Below are 21,253 nucleotides of genomic sequence, written 5' to 3' on the forward strand. Positions count from 1 at the left end.
TCGCGTGCAGCTGTCAATCCTGGTGGTCAATTTCGGATACGCCGTGTTTGGCGTTGTACTGATGTTTCTCAGTTATCGCGTCATCGACAAGCTCACCCCGCAGGTCGACTTCCCGGAAGAGCTCAAGAAGGGGAACATCGCGGTGGCCATCTTCATCGCGGCGATCTTCGTGTCGATCGCGATCATCATCGGGCACTCACTCAATTGAGTCGACTGATCAGGCGCACGCGTCGACTGAGCCGGTGGTTCGTGGCCGCGCTGCTGCTGACGCCGATGCGCGAGAGCGACGCGCAGCGCTCCGGTGCGGCGCGCAAGCCAACCACCTCGCGCTACGATCCGATCTTCCGGAAATACTCCAAGCGCTATTTCAGCGTGGCGTTCGACTGGCGCTACTTCAAGGCGCAGGCGATGGCGGAGAGCGATCTCGATCCGCAGGCGCGCAGCCGAGTGGGCGCGCGCGGGCTGATGCAACTGATGCCGTCGACGTACAAGGCCGTCGCCACGAATCGGCGCGAGTTCACGTCAATCGACGATCCGGAGTGGAACATTGCTGCCGGCATCCTCCACGATCGCGACACATGGCGGATGTGGGAGAAGTCCGTGCCAGTTGAGGCGCGGCCGCCCTTCATGTTTGGCACGTACAACGCAGGCGAAGGGCCGATCACGCGGGCCTCCGCGGCGGCGCGCGCAAAAAACCTGGATCACGCGAAGTGGCCCAGCATCGAGCAAGTCGCGCCGGAGATTCCACGCTGGCGGTACCAGGAGACGCTGGGGTACGTGCGCAAGATCGGGACGAACTACGAGGTGCTGCGAAACGGCCGGTAGTGAGCAAGTGGTGAGGATACGTCATCTGACGTATTTCCCGTGGCGCACTTCGATGCGATCGTTCTTCCAGAAATTCTATGGATGATGAACCGATTCTGTTGAGGTGACCATGCAATCCCACCGTGTGCGGAAGGTGCTCCTCTCGATCGTGTGTGCGCTCGTGGCGAGGCAGGCTGAGGGGCAGGGCGCTATCCCCGGTGCCAGGGTACGCATCGTACGCGAGTCCAATCAGATCTTGGTCGAGGGCGAGCTGGTCTCGCGCACCGCCAACGGCGTGAGCATCCGTTCGGTCACACCGGATTCGACGTCGTCGGCAATCGAATGGGTCTTGCAGGGGAATGATCGTCTGGAACAGAGCACGGGTATGCACTCCAACGCACTGCGTGGAGCAGGCGTGGGACTGTTGCTCGGCGCGGCGGCCGGTGCGCTCGTCGGTGCCGGGACCTACGAGGAGCCAGCATGTGACGGGGGCTGTTTTGTGGATCTGGGCCGTGGATTTTCCGTGGCGGCTGGCGCGGTGGTCGGCGCCGTCCCGGGGATGCTGCTTGGCGCTGTTCTCGGCACCGGCTCCAAACACGAGTCCTGGCGGACGATGGTCGCTCGTCCCGTGAGTCTGAGCGTTACCCCCGCTTCCCTGCGCGGCGTGCGGGTCACGGCCTCGCTGGCCTTCTAGACTCACCGGTCAGCGGAGGGGGGCGGTACCGGGAACGGCTGATGGTTCAAGGCCCCGCAGGATGCGCTCCAACCCACCCGCGACACGCTGACTGCCATACAGACTCAGATGGTCATCGTCCACGTAGAGCAAGTGCTTTCCCAGGCGCGCCACGCATGACTGGGACTCGCACAGTGGTTCACTGGCATCCCACACCCGCACGTTCGGGTAGTGTGAAGCGACTCGCCGAACAATTGCATGATAGCGGGCGTTTCGTTGCAGGAACGCCTGGTACGGGGTGGCGCAGTCCGTGCGTAGTTGCGTCAGACCCAGCGGACGCGCGACCACGCATTCGCTGAGACTGAATCCCAACTCAGGTACATCGAGGGCCAGCACCACGTTCATGCTGAAGCCCAGAAGTCGCTCCACTGCCCTCGCGAGTCCTGATTCGAACATGGCCGCGCGATTTCCAAGGAATGGGATCAGGGTTCCATCAACCAGAACATCATTCAACGGTGCATTGCCCTTTCCGAAATCGGATCCTTCGACATAGAGGGGGCCTCTGGAGACGATGACGACGGTCTTCACGCTTCCCTGCGTGCCGAGGAATGACAGAGCGGCCTCGCTTTTGGATGCGCAATCGAGACTCGAACTTCTGGCGGGGAATCGCTCGCCAAGGACCGGCGGGCATTCAGACTGTGCGACCAACAGGACGGATCGATTCACCAGTGTCGCGCCCAATCCAAAGGACATCGCCCATGCATGGCTATCGCCCCACACGGCGATGTCCGGATCACGTTGGCTGCTTCTGAAACACCAGGAAACACCGATTCGATCGGCCGCCGGCTGACAGGGCACCGATTGCGCTTCGCGGACCGAGATGGCGCGTCTGCCATTCCTCAATTCCGTGACGAGGCCCGGGTCGAGATTCGGTACCCGCTGCGGATAGCCGCCGGTCCTGGCGGTACTGAATCCCAGAAGTCCAAGCAGACACAGGGGCGAACAGAGTGCGGCAATACCGAACGCCTGACGCGTGCGACTTCCGCCGACGCGCTGTGCGGCGCGCTGGATCGGCATCTCCACGAATCGATAGGTTCCGGCGGCCAATGTGACGGCCAACGCGAGAAGTCCGATCTTCCACCGTAGCATGTCCGCGACGGTCAGGCCGAGGTCGAATCCGACCAGCCGAAAGAGCGACAGCATTGGCCAATGCCACAGGTAAAGCGGATAGCTGATCAGCCCAATGGCGACCATCGCACGATTCCCGAAGAGGCGCCGACCAATCCATGTGCTCGGCCCGGCCTCGATCAACAGCGCGGTGCCCAGTACCGGCAACAACACCCAATACCCAGGGAATCGACTGGCCTCGTCGATCCACAGAAACGCCGCTCCAATGAGCAGGATCCCCAGCAACGCGAACGACGCCCGCCCGCGACTCGTTACGTCGCCCACCGACTCGGGAATGGTGCCATCGCGTGATCGGGACAGATCCCGAAACGCGAGCAAACCGCCAACCAGCAACTCCCAGAAGCGGGACGGAAGCAAGTAGAACGCGGACGCATTGTGGCTGGTTACTTGGGTGATGCTCAACGCGAACGATGCCGCCGCGAGCGCCAGAACCAGCTTGAAGGTGCGCGACGAGGCTGTGGCGACCGAGAGCGCGATCAAGGGCCAGAGGAGATAGAACTGCTCTTCCACGCCCAGCGACCAGAGATGCAGCAGTGGTTTCGCGACCGCCGTCCCGTCGAAGTATCCCACTTCGCGCCAGAGGAGGAGGTTCGATGAGAACACACTCGCGGCGACCAGGTGGTTGCCGAGCGATTCAAACTCGGGACTGGTGAGCACGATGGCGCCCGCCACCCAGGTACAGGTCAACACCAGCACAAGTGCCGGCAGGATTCGTCGACAGCGCCGGAAATAGAACTCGACAAACGAAAACGTTTCGCGTCGTCGCTCGCTGACAACGATTCGCGTAATCAGAAACCCCGACAACACGAAGAAAATATCGACGCCGACAAATCCGGCCGGCCAGACCGCCGGGAATGCGTGATTGACAATCACCGCTCCAACCGCCAAGGCGCGCAGCCCGTCCAGATCCCGCCGGTACTGAGAATGATGTGGTCGCATTCGTCACCTCAACGTGCATCGGGTGATGCTTGAAGCCTTCGGGCACCACGACGCGAAACGGGCTGCCATCTGACTGGCAGCCCGTTTCGGGCACTCTCTATTGTCCACAGCTCCCGGGGAGGGACTCGAACCCCCGACAGGGTGATTAACAGTCACCTGCTCTACCAGCTGAGCTACCCGGGAATACTTCCTGCAGCCTTTGAATTTCACCGACCTCTACCGGCAAGTCAAGCGACGTGAGCACCCCATGGTTCAAGGGCTATCCGTGAAAGGACAGTTTTGAACCACAAGGGTCACAAGGGTCGCGGGGAGCACCTGTCGAATCCCGGTCCCGGTCCGTGTGATTCACCGGTCTGGCAACACACGCTTGAGCCAGTGTCCCGTGTGACTCGCCGCGACCGCGACAATCTCCTCCGGTCGCCCCATCGCAACGACTCGGCCACCGCCGTCACCGCCCTCGGGTCCCATGTCGACAATCCAGTCGGCCAGCTTGATCACGTCGAGATTGTGCTCGATGATCACCAGCGTGTGTCCCTGGTCAAGCAGGCGCTCGAACACCGTCGCCAATCGACGAATGTCCTCCAGATGCAGACCGGTGGTGGGTTCGTCCAGTACGTACAGTTTCTTCACGCCACCTTTGGCGGACACGGCCAGTTCACGCGCGATCTTGAGTCGCTGCGCTTCGCCTCCTGACAGCGTGGTCGCCGGTTGTCCGAGTCGCAGGTAGCCGAGTCCGACCTGCTGCACGTGCCACAACGCCTGCGCCAGCTTGTCCTCGCGCGGCCAGAACTTGATCGATTCGTCCACCGTCAGCTCCAGTACATCGGCGATGGTCTTGTTCTTGAATCGCACCTCCAGCAGCTCCGGCTTGAATCGCTTCCCGCCGCAGGCGTCGCAGGGTACGAAGACATCGGCCATGAAGACCATCTCCACCTCGATGGCGCCAGCGCCCTCGCACGTTTCGCAGCGACCACCGGTCACATTGAACGAGAAATGCCCGGGGCCGTACCCTCGCGTACGCGCCAGCGGTGTCTCGCTGAACAACCGGCGGATCTCATCATACGCTTTCACGTACGTCACCGGGTTCGATCGCGGGGACTTGCCAATCGGCGTCTGGTCCACCAGCACGACATCGCCGAACGCCTCGTCACCCGTGAGCGATGTGAACGAGCCCACCGTTTCTCCCAGATGCTCCTTGGCTGAATGTTCGCCGTGCAATCGCGCCTCGATGGCGTGAAACAGGATGTCGTGCACCAGAGTGCTCTTGCCCGACCCGGACACGCCCGTCACCACCGTCATCGCGCCAATCGGGATGCGCACGTCTACGTCGTGCACGTTGTGCGCGGTGGCGCCCCGCAAGTCGACCCAGCGGGGGCCCACGGCGCGGCGCTTCGTCGGCAAAGGGATTGAGCGGGCGCCGGTCAGATACTGCCCGGTGAGCGGACTGTGCGCGGCGTCCGCCATGGAGCCGGCAAACACCACCTGTCCGCCCAGCTCGCCGGCGCCAGGTCCGAGTTCCACCATGTAGTCGGCAATCCGCATGGCCTCCAGGTCGTGCTCCACCATGATGACCGTGTTGCCGTGGTCGCGCAGGGCCTTCAACAACGTCAGGAGCCGATCGAGGTCGCGCGCATGGAGCCCGATACTGGGCTCGTCCAAGACATACATCGCGTCGACGAGTGCAGCGCCCAGGGCGTTGGCCAGCGTAATGCGCTGCGCTTCGCCACCCGACAGGGTGCGTGTGGCCCGGTCGAGGGTGAGATAGGTCAGTCCCACGTCGGCCAGAAAGCGCGTGCGTGCGCGTGCCTCCCGCAGTACGGCGTCGGCGATCTGATGCTCCGTGTCGGTCAGCGCCAGTTCATCCAGCCAGTCACGCAGGTCGCGGATGGGCAGTGCCGTGACCTCGGCGATGTGGCGCCCCGCTACCCGCACCATCAGCGACTCGGGTTGCAGCTTCGTGCCGCCACAGGTTGCACACGACATGGCGCGCTGGTATTTGCGAAGGAAAATGCGGATGTACTGCTTGTATCGCTTCTCCTCGAGCGCTTCCAGGAAGGGATAGATGCCCGTGTATCCGCGAGTCTTCGCGCGCAGCAACTGATGGCGGGCAGCGGACGGCAGGGCACTCCAGCGGGCGTCGGGCGACACGCCCAGGGAGCGGGCGAACTCCACCACGGTGCGGCGCTGCTTTTCGTAGCGCGGTGCGGTCCAGGGATCGATGGCCCCTTCACGCACCGACAGGTCGGCGTTGGGGACAATCAGGGCTTCGTCGTATGTGAGGTTGGCACCAAATCCATTGCACGTGGGGCAGGCACCGCGGGGATTGTTGAATGAGAACAGTTGCGGGGTCGGGATCGGCGCGCGCGTCCCGTCGTTGGGACACTCAAAGCGATCGGTAAACGCGAAGCGCGTCACGAGGGTCCCCGGCGCGGCGGCGTGCAGGCTGGCGGGCGGCACTACCGGTTCCGGAAACAGCAAGACGACATCCCCATCGCCCTCGTTGAACGCGGTCTGCACCGCATCGGCGATGCGCCCTCGCATGGTGGTGTCGGCACGCAGTCGATCGACCACGATATACAGCGACGGTGACGTCGCCAGGTCGATCCCCGCGGTCGCCAACTCGTCCAGATGCAGCAGTCGCTCTCCGGCGGCGACGCGCACAAAACCGCGGGCCCGCAGGTTCTCCTCGATCACCGCGTGGGTGACTTCCGTCGAGCGGATGAGCGGGCAGGCGACGGCGAAGCGCGTGCCGGACGCTAGCGTCATGGCGACGTCCGTGACCGATTGCACGGTATCGGGTCGCAACTCCCGGTCACATACGCGACAGTGCGTATGCCCGACGCGCGCCCAGAGCAGGCGCAGATAGTCGTAGATCTCCGTCGCGGTGCCAACGGTGGATCGCGACGTGGGGGTCGGATTCTTCTGCTCGATCGCCCCCGCCGGCGACAGACCATCGATCGAATCCACAAGCGGCTTTTCCATCCGCTCCAGGAACTGTCGCGCATACGCCGACAACGACTCCACGTACCGACGCTGCCCCTCTGCGTACAGCGTGTCGAAGGCCAGCGACGACTTGCCCGAGCCCGAGACTCCCGTGACGACCGTGAGCGCTCGGCGCGGAATATCGAGATCGAAGCCCTTCAGGTTGTGTTGCCGGGCCCCACGAATGCGAATGCGATCCTTCATGCAGTGAAAACTATCCGCGCGCGCTGCTAGATTCTGCAGGGAATGGCCGATGCTTCGCACACTGAGGATGAGATCGCCGGCAAGGCGTACGATGCGCGCCTGACACGGCGGCTGCTTCGCTATGTCCGGCCGTATCGTCGGCTGGTGGCGGGGTCGCTGGTGCTGATCGCCGTCGAATCCGCCATGCAGTTGGCCGGTCCGCTACTGACCCGGTGGGTGATCGACCGGGCCCTGCCGGCGCGAGATCCGCAGCTGGTGGTCTGGGCCGCGTTCGCATTCGTTGTGTTGCTCGTCGCACAATTCGGTGCCGCGTATGGCGAAACGCTGTTCACCAGCCTGCTGGGGCAGCGCGTGATGCGTGACTTGCGCGCCGAGTTGTTCGCGCGACTCCAGCGACTGCCCATTGCCTATTTCGATCGGACGCCGGTGGGGCGTTTGGTGACGCGGGTAACCAGTGATGTCGAGGCGCTGAACGAGCTGTTCACCTCAGGCGTCGTCGCCGGGCTGGGCGACCTCTGCACGTTGCTGGCGATCAGCAGCATGATGCTGCTGGTCGACTGGCAGCTGTCGTTGGCGTCGTTGGTCGTGATCCCCTTCGTGTTTCTGGCGTCGCGCGTGTTCCAGGCCCACGTCCGCACCGGCTATCGGGACATCCGAACGCGACTCGCCCAGCTCAATGCGTTTCTCCAGGAACGCCTGGTGGGTGTGCGCATCGTGCAGCTCTTCGGGAGGGAAGCCGCAGAAGTCGCCCGCTTCGATACCCTGAACGGCTCGCACCTCGAGGCACATCTGCGTTCGATCACGGTTTATGCCCTGTATTTCCCCGTCATTGAGTTTCTCACGACCTTCGCGCTGGCCAGCTTGCTGGTCACCAGCGGGTTTCGCGTGGGGAGCGGCGCGCTGACCATCGGCACAGTTGCCGCGTTCCTGCAGCTGGTCCGTCGATTCTTTCAACCGCTGCAGGACCTGTCGGAGAAGTACAACATCCTGCAGCAGGCCATGGCCTCCTCGGAGCGCATCTTCGGATTGCTCGATACGCCGGAAGCCCCCGGGCTCCTGGCGACGCCCGACCTGGCCGAGCGCGTAGCCACGCTGCGGCAGGCCGGGGTTACGGTGCGATTCGAAGGGGTGTGGTTCCGCTACGCCGCCGCCGGCGGGGTGTCCGATGATACCTCCCAACAGGGGAGTCCGACCGACGTCCTTGATGGAACAGCACCGTGGGTGCTGCGCGGCGTGAGCTTCACCGTGCGACCCGGTGAGACCATCGCCCTGGTCGGTCACACGGGTGCTGGGAAAACGACGATTGTGAACCTGCTCCTGCGCTTTTACGAACCACAGCGCGGACGTATCCTGATCAATGATGTGGAGATCCGCGATCTCCCGGTGGACGTTCTCCGCGCGGTCATCGGTTATGTCCAGCAGGACATCTTCCTCTTCGCCGGGGACGTGGCGTCGAACGTCAGATTGGGGTTGCCGCTGGATGACGCATCGCTGGACCGCGCTGCCCGTCGCGTGGGAGCGGATCGGGTGGTCCGGCGACTTCCCTACGGATGGCACCATCAGCTGGCGGAACGCGGGGCCAGTGTCAGCGTGGGCGAGCGGCAGCTGCTGGCGTTCGCGCGAGCGATCGCGGCCGATCCTGCGCTGCTCATCCTTGACGAAGCCACCAGTGCGGTGGATTCCGAAATCGAGGCGGAGATCCAGGCGGCCGTGTCCGAGCTGATGCGGGGTCGGACCACCATTGCCATCGCCCATCGCCTCAGCACCATTCTCGACGCGGACGAGATTCTGGTGCTGCACCATGGAGAGGTGGTCGAGCGGGGGACCCACCGGTCGCTTCGTGCCATCGGAGGCTTATACGACCGTCTGTTCCGGCTGCAAGTGGGCGAACGGCGGGGGGCGGCCGGAGCCGATCCCCAAGACTCGCCAGCATCGGACTCGGCTCTGCGCTTGCGAATAGACGCGGCGCTCGGGTAGCTTCGACTTCCTCTGTAACTTCCTTCGGGCCAAGTCCACCCCATCCACGTGCAGCTTTCCGTCGCCGCCGGCACCGACGTCGGGCGCATTCGCGCAGGCAACGAAGACAGCCTTTACGCCGACGCCGATTCCGAGCGGGGGCTCTTTATCGTCGCCGACGGTATGGGAGGGCACGCCGCGGGAGAAGTGGCGAGCGAAATGGCGGTGCAAATCGTGGCCCGCGAGCTTGCCGGGACCCGCGATCTGGCCGGCCCCGAGCCCCTGGCCGCCATGGCCCACGCGCTGCGTGAGGCCAACCGGGCAATCTACGAGCGTACCATCGTCGAGGCCGACAAGCAGGGCATGGGGACTACCGCCTCCTGCGTCCTCATGGGTGGGGGCCGATGGATTATCGGCCACATCGGGGATTCCCGCGTGTATCTCGTTCGGGACGGGGTCTTCCGGCAGGTCACCAAAGACCACTCGTACGTGCAAGAGCAGGTTGATGCCGGGTTCCTGACCCCCGAACAGGCGCGGTATCATCCGTACAGCAATGTGATTACCCGTTGCGTGGGCGCGAACGCGGCCGTCGAAGCCGATGTCCTCCAAGGTGAGTTGCAGAACGGGGACTTGTACCTCATTTGCTCGGATGGCCTGACGGGAATGGTGGAGGACCCGCAATTGAAGAAGATCTTCGAGACGCGGGCGACTCCCGGGCGCATGGTGGACGCCATGATCACCGAGGCGAACCGTCGAGGTGGCTTGGACAACATCACCGCCATCGTGATCCAGGTCCTGTCCGTTCACGGGATGCCCACAGGGACCACGGGCGAGTCGCTCGCTGCTCCACGTGCCTGAACGGCCCGCAGACGGGCCGCCAACCGACGATACCGTCGCCGGGCTGGCCAACGTCTATCTGGGCAACATCCTGTACGCACTGGAAAAGTGCGCGCTGTCGCTGGACCTCGAGGGAAAGCCGCTTGATGCGGCCTTTTATCGTGGAATCGGCCGCAAATTGGCCGAATCGCGCGGACGGTCCAAACGCGATTCGGCGTGACCCGTCGCCTCTCCCGCAAAAAGACATGAAATCCTCTCTGTGGGCCGTCCTGGCCATGCCGCTACTGTTTGTGACACCCCGGATCAGCGCCGCGATGCCGATCCCCACCCGATGCGTTGTCCAAGCCGACAGCGGGCTGCTGCAACTGCACGCCGGCGGCCAGACCTTTGCCGACTTTCTGGCGGCCGCAAAGGCGAGGCGCGAGGGATGGTTGCAGATGCGCGATAGTGCACGGGTGGATGAGTCGCTGCTGGCGCGCGCACGGGCGGTGGGGGGCACGTGGCATCTCCTGGTCATCGCGGTCGACCGATGCGGCGACTCGATGAATTCCGTGCCGTACCTCGCGAAGTTGGCGGAACAAGTGCCGGGCCTGGATCTCCGGATCGTCTTGCCTGATCAGGGACGCGCGGTGCAGGAGTCCCACCGATCGCTCGATGGGCGGGCCGCCACACCCACCATTGTGCTGCTGGATGCCACCGGGCGTGACGTCGGATGCATTGTCGAATTGCCGCGCGAGATTCGTGATTGGGCGCACGGCGTGCGCCGTGCGGTCAGTAGCGATTCGCTGCATGCCGGCATCCGCGGGTTCTACGCGAATGACCGTGGGAAAGGTGTCACCACCGAGGCGGTGGAGATGATGGAAGCGGCGAAATCGGGCGCCCGGGTGTGTCACACGGGATCCGCGACGTAGCGCTACGCCAGCAGGGCCGCGCCTCGATCGAGCCGCTCACGCACGGAGCTGGCGTCCTGTTGCAGCACCTGCAGCACACGCTCGGCCGGGACCGGTGCGCGATTGGCGGTAAACACGCGCAATCGTCTCGCACTGCGATAGAACTCGTCGCTCAAGCGGGGCAGGTTCATCGCGCCTTCCCAGCCCGACGCGGTCAGTAACTCGACACGACCGTTGCGGCGAAGCATCGGCAGTTCCAGACCCAGCATCTGCGTCTTCGTGGGATAGTCCAGCAGCAGGGCGCCGAGTGGCATACCCAACTCCCGCGCCAGTGCATCCTCGACACGGCGCGTCAGCGCGTAGTCGGAGGCAATCCACTCGCCGACATCTTCCCCCAGCGTGGCGGCCGGCTGCTCATAGGCGCGTTTGTGCAACCGTCGCACTCGCAGCCCGTGCAACTGCGCTCGTGCTTCGGCTGGCAGGGCCGGCGTGTCGAGATGCACCAACAGTTCCTCGTCGGTGCAGCGGGCCACGAACGAGGCCGACACAATGCCGGCTTCGAGGCTGACAGCGACGAGTCGCTTGTACATCGCGGTGGCACTGCGCACGGCGTGATGCCAGTAGACATTGCGATACATCTGGTACTTGGCGAACAGCAGCGATTCGAGCGCGGACAGCCCCTTCTCATGCACACCGACCGCGCGTCGGCCATGCTCCGGGTGAACGACGAGCACGAGCGAATTGAGGAGGCGGTCCACGTCAATTTCGCCGTACGGTACGCCGCACATGGTGCCGTCGCGCTTGAGGTATTCGATCTTGTCGAGATCGACGGACCCCGAGATGAGACCCTGCAGGGGACTGTCGCTACCGCCGCTGATCAGCGCGTACACCTTTGCCGGGGCATCCGCACCTAAGGCGCGCACCAGGACGTCGGCGACCGGTCCATCCATCAACAGCGGCTTGGCGATTTCCTCGTGATGGGTGACGCCGATCTCCTCGAGCGCATGGGAGAATGGGTAATGTCCGACATCATGCAGCAGGGCGGCGGCGCGAACGACCGCGACGTCTCGCGGGTCGAAGCCACCGAGCGCGCCCTGCTCCTCGAGCAAGCGCAGCGCCACGCCGGCCAGATGATAGGCACCGACCGCATGCTCGAAGCGCGAGTGCGTGGCACCCGGGTAGACGAGGTAGGCCAGCCCCAACTGACGCACATAGCGCAACCGCTGGACGACCGCCGTATCGAGCAGTGCCAGGGCCAGCGGATCGAGGCGGACGTTGTTCCAGAGCGGGTCGCGGAGGATCTCCATACCCGCAAGATATCGCGAAGGCCGGTCAACGACAGAAGCGGATGATGCGTATCCCCACCGTGGCATTGCGCCAGCGACAATGATCCGGTCCGGGATGCGCAAGGGACCGTCGGTGGTTTCCTGTCGTCGTGCGGCACCCACGGGGTGTCGACCCGACACGAGATGTCGCGGCCGACTGTCCGACGCCCGTGGTTCCAACGAAATCGACCGGCTCCGTGTATTGCTCTCAGTGCGGGTTCTGCCTGCTCGGCAGGATGGCCCGCTTAACGAATCGAATCGCACCTCGTCTACGTCTCACGTGCATATTATCTCCTTCTTTCGCCGCTTCACGTCGGCCCTCGGATTGATCCTGCTTGCGACGGCTTCGGCCGGTGCGCAATCGGTCGATATCATCCGAGGGCGTGTGCTCGGTCCGGACGCGATGGCGGTACCCAGTGTGCTGGTCACCGCGACCACTCTCACCGGCAATGTCAGTCGCACCGCGCGCACGGACAAGAACGGTCGCTATCAGATTTCGTTTCCTGGTGGTGAAGGCAACTACTGGGTGACGTTTACGGCCCTCGGGTTCACCCCGCGTCGCTATCAGGTGCTGCGCACGGCTGATCAGGAAATCCTGATCGCCGATGCACGCATGAGCCCGGCCACCGTCACGCTGGAAGGGGTGCGGGTCACGGAACAGGCGATTGCGTCGCGCAGCGACACCATTTCCGATGTCAGCGGGACGGAGAAGGCGGTGACCGCCGATCCCGGGTTCCTGACGGCCGAGCAGATGGGTGATCTGGCCGCCATGGCGGCGTCGATTCCCGGCGTGCAGTTACTGCTGGGCGCCGACGGTGCGGCTGACGCGTTTTCCGTGTTTGGTCTGGGCGGTGACCAGAACAATACGCAGCTCAACGGATTGAATTTCGGTGACGCCAGTGTGCCGCGCGATGCCAACGTGCGCACGTCGCTGTCCACGTCACCCTATGATGTTGCTCGCGGTGGGTTTTCCGGAGGGCAGCTGCAGGTGCGCACCAGTTCCGGATCGAATTTCCGGAATCGCTCGCTGAGTTCGAATCTCATCGCGCCGCCCATGCAGTGGGTGGACAAGGCTGGCCTCGCGACGTCGCAGCAATACACGAATCTCTCCGTGGGCGGGTCGGCATCGGGGCCCATCAAGCAGGATCAGGCGTTCTACAACTCGTCGTTCCAGTACGATCGTCGCATGCAGGACCTGCAGACACTGCTGAATAGCGATGACCTCGGATTTCAGACCGTGGGCGTATCGGCCGACTCCGTGAACCGCTTGTTGAGCATCCTCAACGCCCAAAACGCGCCGTTCAATGTGGCCGAGTATTCCTCGCAACGTATTCAGGATCGTGGGTCGTTTCTGGGGAGCTTTGACTTCGTGCAGCCAAACTCGACACGCGGCAATACGTTCACGGCGACGTTGAGCGGCAACCTCAATAGGACGTCGCCCGTGGGCGGCGGCCAGACGGCGCTGTTTACGCCGTCCCGCGACGGCACGCGCTCGTCGTATGGCGGATCGTCCCAGCTGCGGCATAGCGGTCAGGTGGGCCTGTTCGGCCTGTTCACGGAAACCACGCTGGGCTACAACCTGTCGCAGAACACGGCCGAGCCGTTCGTCAACCTGCCGGCGGGTTCGGTGCGCGTCAACTCGTCGCTGGACGACGGGTCTGCATCCGTGCGCTCGTTGTCGTTCGCCGGCAGCACGAATCTCAATACCGCGTCGCAGAACGCGTCGTTGGCCGGCAACAACACGCTGTCCTGGTTCAGTTCGGACAATCGGCACCGGGTGAAGCTGACATCGGAATTGCGTCGTGACAGCTATTGGCAGGACTTCACGCAGAACCAGCTTGGCACGTTCACGTTCAACTCGCTCGCCGATCTCGAAGCCAACGTGCCCGCCTCGTTCACTCGACAGTTGTCGCCGCGTCGCCGCAGTGGCAGCCAGATGGTGGCGGCGGTCTCTCTGGGTGATGCCTGGCGGCCGCACAATGATGTGCAGGTCCAATACGGGCTGCGTGTCGACGGAAATCGCTATCTCAGCGGACCCGAGCTGAATCCCACCGTGCAGAGTGCTTTCGGTTTGGATAACTCGGCCATTCCGAACAAGCTGTATGTAAGCCCGCGCCTGGGCTTCTCCTGGACGTATGGACAAGCGGATCAGTTGACGCTGCTGCCCGGTATGGCGAGAGCGCCTCGCGCCGTGGTGCGCGGTGGATTCGGTGTCTTCCAGAACACACCGGGACTGCAGTTGATTCAGGGTGCCGTCGACAATACGGGATTGCCGACCGGCCTGCAGTCGCTCACGTGTCTGGGCATTGCCTCGCCAATTCCGGACTGGTCGCAATACGCCGCCAATGTGGGGAGCATTCCCCTCACGTGCGCCGATGGGACCAATGGCACGGTGTTCTCAAACAGCGCGCCCAACGTGACGCTGTTCAGTCCCGGATATCTGGCGCAACGTTCGCTGCGATCCAACCTGCAGTGGAGCGGCGCCATCCTGAAGAACCGGTTGTCGGCCACGGTCGACGCGACGTGGTCTCGCAATCAGAACCAGCCCGGGTCCATCGACATCAACTTCCCGGGCGTGCAGCAGTTCGCGCTGCTGAATGAGGGGAATCGCCCCATCTATGTGCCGGCCACATCCATCGTGCCCACCACCGGCGTCATTGCCTGGCGCGGATCGCGACTCGTGGAAGCCTACGGTCGGGTGAGTGAACAACGGTCGGACCTGCAGTCGGAGAGTCGGCAACTCACGTTCAGTGTGCGACCCATTTCGTTCAGCTCGCGGTGGGGATGGAGCCTGTCGTACGTTCTCGCGGACGTGCGCGAGCAGTTCAACGGATTCTCCAGCACCATCGGCGACCCGCGTGCTCGCGCCTGGTCGCCGGGGCAGAACTTCTCGCGGCAGCAGATTCAGTACCAGCTCAGTTACAACTGGCTGAACACGATGCGCATTTCCTGGTCGGGCGGTTTGCGTTCCGGCGTGCTGTATTCGCCGCTGGTGCAGGGCGATCTCAACGGCGACAGCTTTGGCAACGACCGTGCGTTCATCTACAATCCAGCCACGGCCGCTGACCCGGTGTTGGCCGCCGGCATGCAGACGTTGCTGGCCACCGGCACGCGGGAAGCCACGGCCTGCTTGCGGTCTCAGCTGGGTAAACTGGCGCAGCGCAATTCGTGCGAAGGCCCGTGGACGATGAGCGGCAACCTGAGCATGTCCTTCAACTCGCTCCGCATCGGCTTGCCGCAGCGCGCGACGCTGTCGGTGCAGATTGCCAACCCGCTGGGCGGGATTGACCGGCTTCTGCATGGTGAAGACAAGATCAAGGGATGGGGGATGTCCATCAATCCCGATCAGTCCCTGTTGTATGTGCGCGGTTTCGACGCGGCCACGGGTTCGTTCAAGTACGAAGTCAACGAACGGTTCGGGTCCACCCGGCCGTCGCAGAACGCCATCCGCACACCGACATCCATCACCGCACTGTTGCGCTTTGACATCGGTCCCACGCGCGAGAGTCAGCAACTCATCCAGCAGCTTGATCGCGGACGCACACGGCCAGGCAACAAGCCGTCGCTCCAACAGCTGCGGGGCACGGCCAACGTCGGCATCATCAATCCCATGCAGCAGCTGCTGCAGCAGGCCGATTCGCTCAAGCTGACGCGACGCCAGGCGGACAGCATTGCCACGCTGAACTATCGATACGTCCTGAAGTCCGATTCCATCTGGAATCCCGTCGCGCGCTTTCTGGCCGATCTGCCGGACCGCTATGATCACGGCGCGGCGTACGACAAGTACCGGCACGCGCGTGAACAGACCGTCGACCTGCTGATCAAGGTCGCCCCCGACCTGCGCAAGCTGATTACCGCGGCCCAGTATCGCCTGTTGCCAACGCAGCTGGCCGGTTTCATGGACAAGCGCACGCTCATTGGAATTCGGTCGGGGACGGCTGGCAGCGGTGGCGGTGGAGGCTTTGGTGGTGGTGGTGGCGGCGGCGGTGGCGGACGTGGTGGTGGAGGAGGCGGTGGACGTGGGGGCTGATGCCGTTGACCCGATCGCACCCGCTCCCGTAACGACCAACAGCAACGACCCACAGGTGAGACATACATGAATTTCCGATCACGGTTTCTGACACTCGGCGGCGCTATCGCCGGCACGTCGCTGGCTGTCGGCGCCCCTCTGGCGGCGCAGGATTCGACGGCAAAAATTCCGGTGAAGCAGCTGGCACCGCCCGAGGCGCGCTCGTCGCGCGGGTTCAACGCGGTGTCGTCGCTGCGTGCCTTGCCCAACGGCAGTGTGTTCATCAACGACAACCAGCGTCGACAGCTGGCGCTGTTTGACGGTGCGCTCAAGGAAGTGCGTGTCATCGCCGACACGGCTCCGGGTGCGCAGTTGCCGTACGGGCAACGACCGTCCGGCCTGATTCCGTATCTCGGTGACTCAACCATTATCGTCGACCCGTCGACGTCGGCCATGCTGGTGCTCGACGCGAACGGGAAGATGACCCGCATCATGGCGTCGCCGCGCACGAATGACATCAATACGCTGTCCAACGTAAACCTTGGTTCGAACGCCTTCGATACCAAGGGACAACTGGTCTATCGTCAGGGCAACGTGGGTGGTGGTCCGGGCATAGCGCAGATGTTCGGGTCTGGAAACGACCGCGGTGGCCGCGGCGGTGGACAGCCGGGGCAGGGCGGACAGCCCGGGCAGGCCGGACAGCAAGGGCGTCCCGGTGCGCCGGCAACCCAAGGCGGACGGGGCGGCGACGCCGGTGCGCGTGGCGGTGATCCCGGCGGAGGCTTCGGCGGCGGGGGCTTCGGTGGCCCCGGTGGAGGTCCTGGTGGTCGCGGGAATCAGCAACAGACCCAGCCCGATTCCGTGCCGATTGTTCGCGTCAACTTTGACACTCGCAAGGCCGATAGCGTCGCCTGGCTCAAAGTGCCGAAGAACGAAACGTCGATGACGCGTGGTGACGATGGCAGCATGCGCTTCACGTCCAAGATCAATCCGTTGCCGCAGGGCGATGATTGGGCGCTGCTCAACGATGGCACCATCGCGGTCATTCGCGTGCTCGATTATCACGTGGATTACTACGCGACCACCGGAGAGCACGTATCGTCAGGTCGCCTGCCATTCGATTGGAAGCGGATCTCCGACGAGGACAAGATCAAGATGGTCGACTCGCTGAAGACGCTGGCCAAGTCGGTGTCTGATCGCGCGGCCGCACAAGGCGGCAACAGCGGATTCCGAATGAACTTCGAAGTCATCGCGGCGGAGAAGTTGCCAGACTACTATCCGCCGATTCGCGCCGGCTCAACGCAGGCCGATCACGATGGCAACCTGTGGATTTTGCCGTCGACGTCAAATCTGTCGGCGCAGTTGGCGCAATCGATGACGGGCGATGGTGGTCGTGGTGGTGGACGGGGCGGACTTGGCGGTGGCGGCGGACCTCCGGGAGGCGGGCGCGCGGCTGGTGATTCTGCGACGCGAGGAGCGGGCCGAGCGGGTGCGGCGGGCGATTCGGCCGGTCGAGGCGCTGCGCGATCCGGGCGCGTCGCCGGTGACTCCACCGGTCGCGGAGGCGCGGGGGGGCTTGCCGGCATGATGCCTGCCGGCGTCACCGCCGCCATGATGGCTCCGCTCGTGTACGACGTGGTCAATCGCAGAGGCGAACTCGTCCATCGCGTGCAGCTGCCGCCGGGCCGTCAGGTGGTCGGGTTCGGCAGAAATGGCGTCGTGTACCTGACCGTGCGGGAAGGTCGTGAAGTTTTTCTGGAGAAGACCCGCGTGGTGAACTGAGTCCCTGTAGACGCACAGAACCCCGCTAGGACATCAGTCCTGGCGGGGTTCTGTCATTCAGTGCGTCACGGCCGTCCAACTATCCCTTCGGCCCAGCGGCCAGAATGTTGGCGGGAACGGCGTCGCCGAACTTCTTGATATTCTCGCGGAACATCTCGGCCAGCTGGTGCGCCTGGGCATCGTAGGCCGCGCCATCACTCCAGGTGCGCCGCGGATCGAGGACATCACTGGGCACGCCGTCAATCGATGTCGGCAACTGCAGTCCGAACACGGGGTCGGTCATCGTCCCCGCCGAGTGCAGCGAGCCATCCAGCGCGGCGCGTACCATTGCCCGCGTGTACGACAGCTTCATGCGCTTGCCAACACCATAGGCGCCGCCACTCCATCCGGTGTTCACCAGCCAGACCTGCGCGCCATGCGCACGCAGCAGTTCACCCAGCATCGTGGCGTACTTGGTGGGGTGCCACACCAGGAAGACCGCGCCGAAGCACGCGCTGAACGTGGCCTGCGGTTCGGTCACTCCGCGCTCGGTGCCGGCGACCTTGGCGGTGTATCCGGACAGGAAGTAATACATCGCCTGCTCCGGCGTCAGCTTGGCGATCGGCGGCAGCACGCCAAACGCATCGGCGGTGAGAAACACGACGTTCACGGGATGCCCACCGCGTCCGCTCGGCACGTGATTCTTGATGTAATGCAGCGGGTACGAGGCGCGGGTATTCTCAGTGATGGATTGTTCGCCGAAGTCGACCGTCCGTGACGGCTGGTTCAGCACCACATTCTCGAGCACCGTCCCGAACATCTGCGTGGTGGCATAGATATCCGGTTCGCTCTCCGCCGACAGGTTGATCACCTTGGCGTAGCAGCCGCCTTCGAAGTTGAAGGTGCCGTCGGACGACCAGCCGTGTTCGTCGTCGCCAATCAGGTTGCGCGTCGGGTCAGCGGACAAGGTCGTCTTGCCGGTGCCGGACAAGCCGAAGAACAGCGCCGTGTCACCGGCCGGTCCGATGTTGGCCGAGCAATGCATGGATAGCACGCCCTGCTTGGGTAGCAGGTAATTCATCACGGTGAACATCGCTTTCTTGAGCTCACCCGCGTAGCGAGTGCCCCCAATCAGGATCGTGCGTTCTGCGAGATTCAGCACGATGAACGTGCCGGTGCGGGTCCCGTGACGGGCCGGATCGGCCTGATACTCCGGCGCATGATACACGGTGAAGTTTGGCGCGAACGTCGCCAATTCCTCGATGACCGGGCGAATGAACATGTTGCGCACGAAGTTCGCGTGCCACGCGTTGGGCAGCACATAGCGCACACTCAGACGCGTCGCCGGGTCGGCACCGCAATACAGATCCTGCACGAACAGTTCGCCCACCCCGTTGAGATATTGCTTCACGTCGGCTTTGAGCGTCTCGTAATGCGTGGTGGAGATCGGCTGATTGACTTTCCCCCAGTCGACATCGGCCTCGCTCGATGCCTCCTTCACCACGAACTTGTCGTTCGGGGAGCGACCGGTGTGCGGCGTGGTCACGGCGACGAACGGTCCCATGTCGGCCAATACGCCTTCGCCCCGACGAATGGCGGCTTCAACCAGTTCCGGCGCGACCAGATTCCAGTGAACCTGACCCGTCGGATTGAGTCCCTGCGGGGAAAGTCCGCCGGCGCTCTCGCGCGTTGCAGACGTGGAGCCACTGACCGCTGTCGCCATTCGCGCGACCCTCATGCAAAGGACAGCGGAGGCATCAGCTGACGCCTCCGCAAGAAGAACCAGAATGCCACGACTTCGAATACGACGCTTCGGCCGCTATTCGGCAACGACCGTACGCTGACCGGAAACATGGCGGTTTCGTGGCGCTGGCTCAAGCGCCGTTCAGCGCACTACAGCGTGAGTCCCGGCGGGCGCCCCAGCAGGAAACGCAAGGTCGCGCGGTCGCGCGCGCTGGGGATTTCAACAGAGGGAAGGCCGAACATCAGGTCGGCCGCCTCGTCGCTGTGCGCGCCGATGCCAAGGGCGTGGCCAAACTCATGCGCCATGACGGCATTGTAGCCGCTCTGCGAACCAACCCGTCCGCGGTCGACCCGAATCACCACGGAAACGCCGGCACCGCCATTGGTGGACGGTGCCAGTCGTTCCGCGCGTCGCGGCTCGCCGGATCCGGGACAGAAGTAGGTGTAGCCCGCTGAGCCGCGCGGATCGAACGGACAACTGCCCGTCGCGATCGGCAGGGTGCTTTCGCGGTCGAACACGAGGATGTCGGCGTCGCCGATGCTGGATGCGGCGGTCAGGGTATACTCGGCAAACTGCCGCACGTCGTTCCAGCGACTCATGGCGAGTCGCACGGCGACGCCGAGGTCGGGCGATGTCGTCGCGGTGGTGGGGACGATCCAGACGCGAATGGTCTTTCCGCTGCTCCAACGATAGAGCAGGCCACCGGTGAGCACCGTCGGGTCGTAAGCGGGCTCCGGGCGTGTCGCCACTGGGCCATCACAGCTCACCAGCGCGGCCAGGAGCAGCAATGACCGTGGACGCAGGGTCATCGTTTCACCCGGAGCCCGATGGTGGTGCGCCCCACCCATCCCGCTGACGCGCGCGTGCCATCGATCGCGGTTGTCGGTGATGACCCCGGAGCGACGCGTGCGACACTGTAGCGGACCGACAGCCCCAACGGCCATCGAGACAAGGCGGCATCACCATGGGTGACGCGCTCCAGCAGGATACCGACTTCGGTGGTGGGCGTGACGCGTGCGGCGGACGAGAACGGATACACCGAGCGGGCTCCGGACAGGAGCGACAGACCGCCGCCGAGTTCGACGTGCGCGTCAGCACGATGGCCTCGATGCATGGCGACGTCCACGATGGCCATCGCCTGGGCCACCGTGAGTGTCCCGCCATCCCATTGCGTGCGCGCCTCACGCAGTCGCACTGGCTGCGCCATCACGCGAAGCGCGCCGCCCGCGTTGACGCGAGCGGACGCCGATCGCTGCACGTCGACTGACAGCGACGCACCAGTGCCCGTGACGACGGAGGGCGACGACGGACCGCTCAGCCACGTGCCGCCAAGCACGCCGCCTACTTCGCCGCCGTAGCGCCAACGACCGGCGTGATCGCGCAGGGGGGCCTGGGCAGGGCAGCGAGATGCCGCAAACGACAGGGCACAGGCGATGACGGGCAGTGCCGCCTTGGCTTGATCGAACACGCCTAGACGTTACACTTGAGCGGGCCGCCGCGGCAGAGGATGTCGATCGCCGTGCCCGCGGTCCCGAACCCTTGCTCCGCCGCCATGCGCTTCTCCCGCCATCCGCGTCTTTCGCGGATCCTGGTGCTGTTCGCCGCCTTCCAGTTGGTCGCGCCGTCGGTCGCGGCCATCGCGGATGCGTGGCGACTGGACCAACGACGGGCGTTCGCGCACATCGAGTCGGAGTCGAGTTCTTCGTGCGTCGTGGTCCACGCACACACCTGCGCGCTGTGTTCGATAGCGACCGGCGCCACGGGCACACTCCGACCACTCTCGTGTGTCGCGGCGCCGCGCAAGGCGATCACTCTGGCGCTGGGCGCCACCACTGGTGCCATTCGGCGCCACCTGTCACGTGTCGCGTCCCCTCGCGCTCCCCCCGCGCTGAAAGGCTGAGCTGTTCCACACCGCGCGTGCGGTGTGAATCCGCGCGCACG

16 protein-coding genes and 1 tRNA gene are annotated in these 21,253 nt (G+C 64.2%); 10 read left to right on the top strand and 7 right to left on the bottom strand.

Annotated features, from left to right (window positions below; genetic code table 11):
* Nucleotides 1-4: 4 nt before the first annotated feature.
* From IPP90_20025 to IPP90_20035, 3 genes are all read left to right on the top strand, one after another.
* The gene (locus tag IPP90_20025) at nucleotides 5-208 is read left to right on the top strand and encodes a DUF350 domain-containing protein (GenBank protein MBL0172948.1); all 204 of its coding nucleotides are present in this window, start codon (nucleotides 5-7) and stop codon (nucleotides 206-208) included.
* Nucleotides 205-825 (top strand): transglycosylase SLT domain-containing protein, encoded by a 621-nt coding sequence (locus IPP90_20030; protein ID MBL0172949.1) that lies wholly within the window; start codon nucleotides 205-207, stop codon nucleotides 823-825. Before IPP90_20025 ends, IPP90_20030 begins: the two co-directional genes overlap by 4 nt.
* 109 nt (nucleotides 826-934) lie before the next feature.
* Nucleotides 935-1,498 (top strand): hypothetical protein, encoded by a 564-nt coding sequence (locus IPP90_20035; GenBank protein ID MBL0172950.1) that lies wholly within the window; start codon nucleotides 935-937, stop codon nucleotides 1,496-1,498.
* A gap of 9 nt (nucleotides 1,499-1,507) precedes the next feature.
* Here the strand turns inward: IPP90_20035 and IPP90_20040 are convergent, their stop codons facing one another.
* The 3 genes from IPP90_20040 to uvrA form a co-directional block, all read right to left on the bottom strand.
* A complete protein-coding gene (locus tag IPP90_20040) occupies nucleotides 1,508-3,604 on the bottom strand; it encodes an acyltransferase (GenBank protein ID MBL0172951.1) in 2,097 nt (698 codons plus the stop codon).
* Between the two features lie 110 nt (nucleotides 3,605-3,714).
* Nucleotides 3,715-3,787, bottom strand: a tRNA-Asn gene (locus IPP90_20045).
* 162 nt (nucleotides 3,788-3,949) lie between these two features.
* Nucleotides 3,950-6,790 (bottom strand): excinuclease ABC subunit UvrA, encoded by a 2,841-nt coding sequence (gene uvrA / locus IPP90_20050; GenBank protein ID MBL0172952.1) that lies wholly within the window; start codon nucleotides 6,788-6,790, stop codon nucleotides 3,950-3,952.
* Nucleotides 6,791-6,832: 42 nt separating this feature from the next.
* Between uvrA and IPP90_20055 the strand changes: the two genes are divergently transcribed.
* From IPP90_20055 to IPP90_20070, 4 genes are read left to right on the top strand one after another with little or no spacing between them, the layout of a single operon-like run.
* Nucleotides 6,833-8,767: an ABC transporter ATP-binding protein gene (locus tag IPP90_20055; protein MBL0172953.1), complete on the top strand. Its 1,935-nt coding sequence runs from the start codon at nucleotides 6,833-6,835 to the stop codon at nucleotides 8,765-8,767.
* 48 nt (nucleotides 8,768-8,815) lie between these two features.
* Complete coding sequence (locus IPP90_20060) at nucleotides 8,816-9,604, top strand: Stp1/IreP family PP2C-type Ser/Thr phosphatase (GenBank protein ID MBL0172954.1); 789 nt, start codon at nucleotides 8,816-8,818, stop codon at nucleotides 9,602-9,604.
* Nucleotides 9,597-9,803 carry a hypothetical protein gene (locus IPP90_20065; GenBank protein MBL0172955.1) on the top strand — a complete coding sequence of 69 codons (207 nt, stop codon included), beginning with the start codon at nucleotides 9,597-9,599 and terminating at the stop codon, nucleotides 9,801-9,803. The genes IPP90_20060 and IPP90_20065 overlap by 8 nt, the downstream gene beginning before the upstream one ends.
* Before the next feature lie 25 nt (nucleotides 9,804-9,828).
* Entirely contained in the window at nucleotides 9,829-10,494 is a 666-nt protein-coding gene (locus IPP90_20070) for a thioredoxin family protein (protein ID MBL0172956.1), read from the top strand.
* 2 nt (nucleotides 10,495-10,496) lie between these two features.
* Here IPP90_20070 and IPP90_20075 read toward each other — a convergent pair whose 3' ends face one another.
* Entirely contained in the window at nucleotides 10,497-11,780 is a 1,284-nt protein-coding gene (locus IPP90_20075; GenBank protein MBL0172957.1) for an HD domain-containing protein, read from the bottom strand.
* Between the two features lie 298 nt (nucleotides 11,781-12,078).
* Here IPP90_20075 and IPP90_20080 point away from each other — a divergent pair, with 298 nt between their 5' ends.
* Together IPP90_20080 and IPP90_20085 are read left to right on the top strand one after the other, a co-directional pair.
* Nucleotides 12,079-15,828, top strand: coding sequence for a TonB-dependent receptor (locus IPP90_20080; GenBank protein MBL0172958.1), 3,750 nt, complete (start codon nucleotides 12,079-12,081; stop codon nucleotides 15,826-15,828).
* A 66-nt stretch (nucleotides 15,829-15,894) separates the two neighbouring features.
* Nucleotides 15,895-17,589 carry a hypothetical protein gene (locus tag IPP90_20085; protein ID MBL0172959.1) on the top strand — a complete coding sequence of 565 codons (1,695 nt, stop codon included), beginning with the start codon at nucleotides 15,895-15,897 and terminating at the stop codon, nucleotides 17,587-17,589.
* Nucleotides 17,590-17,668: 79 nt separating this feature from the next.
* On the opposite strand, the gene pckA is transcribed toward IPP90_20085, so the two are convergent.
* From pckA to IPP90_20100, 3 genes are all read right to left on the bottom strand, one after another.
* The gene (gene pckA, locus IPP90_20090) at nucleotides 17,669-19,291 is read right to left on the bottom strand and encodes a phosphoenolpyruvate carboxykinase (ATP) (protein MBL0172960.1); all 1,623 of its coding nucleotides are present in this window, start codon (nucleotides 19,289-19,291) and stop codon (nucleotides 17,669-17,671) included.
* 170 nt (nucleotides 19,292-19,461) lie between these two features.
* A complete protein-coding gene (locus IPP90_20095) occupies nucleotides 19,462-20,121 on the bottom strand; it encodes a hypothetical protein (GenBank protein ID MBL0172961.1) in 660 nt (219 codons plus the stop codon).
* Entirely contained in the window at nucleotides 20,118-20,780 is a 663-nt protein-coding gene (locus tag IPP90_20100; protein ID MBL0172962.1) for a hypothetical protein, read from the bottom strand. The genes IPP90_20095 and IPP90_20100 overlap by 4 nt, the downstream gene beginning before the upstream one ends.
* A gap of 84 nt (nucleotides 20,781-20,864) precedes the next feature.
* Between IPP90_20100 and IPP90_20105 the strand changes: the two genes are divergently transcribed.
* Nucleotides 20,865-21,212 (top strand): hypothetical protein, encoded by a 348-nt coding sequence (locus IPP90_20105; GenBank protein MBL0172963.1) that lies wholly within the window; start codon nucleotides 20,865-20,867, stop codon nucleotides 21,210-21,212.
* The last annotated feature ends 41 nt before the right edge of the window (nucleotides 21,213-21,253 follow it).

It is taken from the genome of Gemmatimonadaceae bacterium, assembly GCA_016720905.1.
Classification (GTDB): domain Bacteria; phylum Gemmatimonadota; class Gemmatimonadetes; order Gemmatimonadales; family Gemmatimonadaceae; genus Gemmatimonas.

Bases quoted from the DNA above. Each gene is read 5' to 3' on its own strand.
- IPP90_20035 (MBL0172950.1), top strand. From the start codon at position 935: ATGCAATCCCACCGTGTGCGGAAGGTGCTCCTCTCGATCGTGTGTGCG.
- IPP90_20040 (MBL0172951.1), bottom strand. From the start codon at position 3,604: ATGCGACCACATCATTCTCAGTACCGGCGGGATCTGGACGGGCTGCGC.
- uvrA (MBL0172952.1), bottom strand. From the start codon at position 6,790: ATGAAGGATCGCATTCGCATTCGTGGGGCCCGGCAACACAACCTGAAG.
- IPP90_20055 (MBL0172953.1), top strand. From the start codon at position 6,833: ATGGCCGATGCTTCGCACACTGAGGATGAGATCGCCGGCAAGGCGTAC.
- IPP90_20070 (MBL0172956.1), top strand. From the start codon at position 9,829: ATGAAATCCTCTCTGTGGGCCGTCCTGGCCATGCCGCTACTGTTTGTG.
- IPP90_20075 (MBL0172957.1), bottom strand. From the start codon at position 11,780: ATGGAGATCCTCCGCGACCCGCTCTGGAACAACGTCCGCCTCGATCCG.
- IPP90_20085 (MBL0172959.1), top strand. From the start codon at position 15,895: ATGAATTTCCGATCACGGTTTCTGACACTCGGCGGCGCTATCGCCGGC.
- pckA (MBL0172960.1), bottom strand. From the start codon at position 19,291: ATGGCGACAGCGGTCAGTGGCTCCACGTCTGCAACGCGCGAGAGCGCC.
- IPP90_20095 (MBL0172961.1), bottom strand. From the start codon at position 20,121: ATGACCCTGCGTCCACGGTCATTGCTGCTCCTGGCCGCGCTGGTGAGC.
- IPP90_20105 (MBL0172963.1), top strand. From the start codon at position 20,865: ATGCGCTTCTCCCGCCATCCGCGTCTTTCGCGGATCCTGGTGCTGTTC.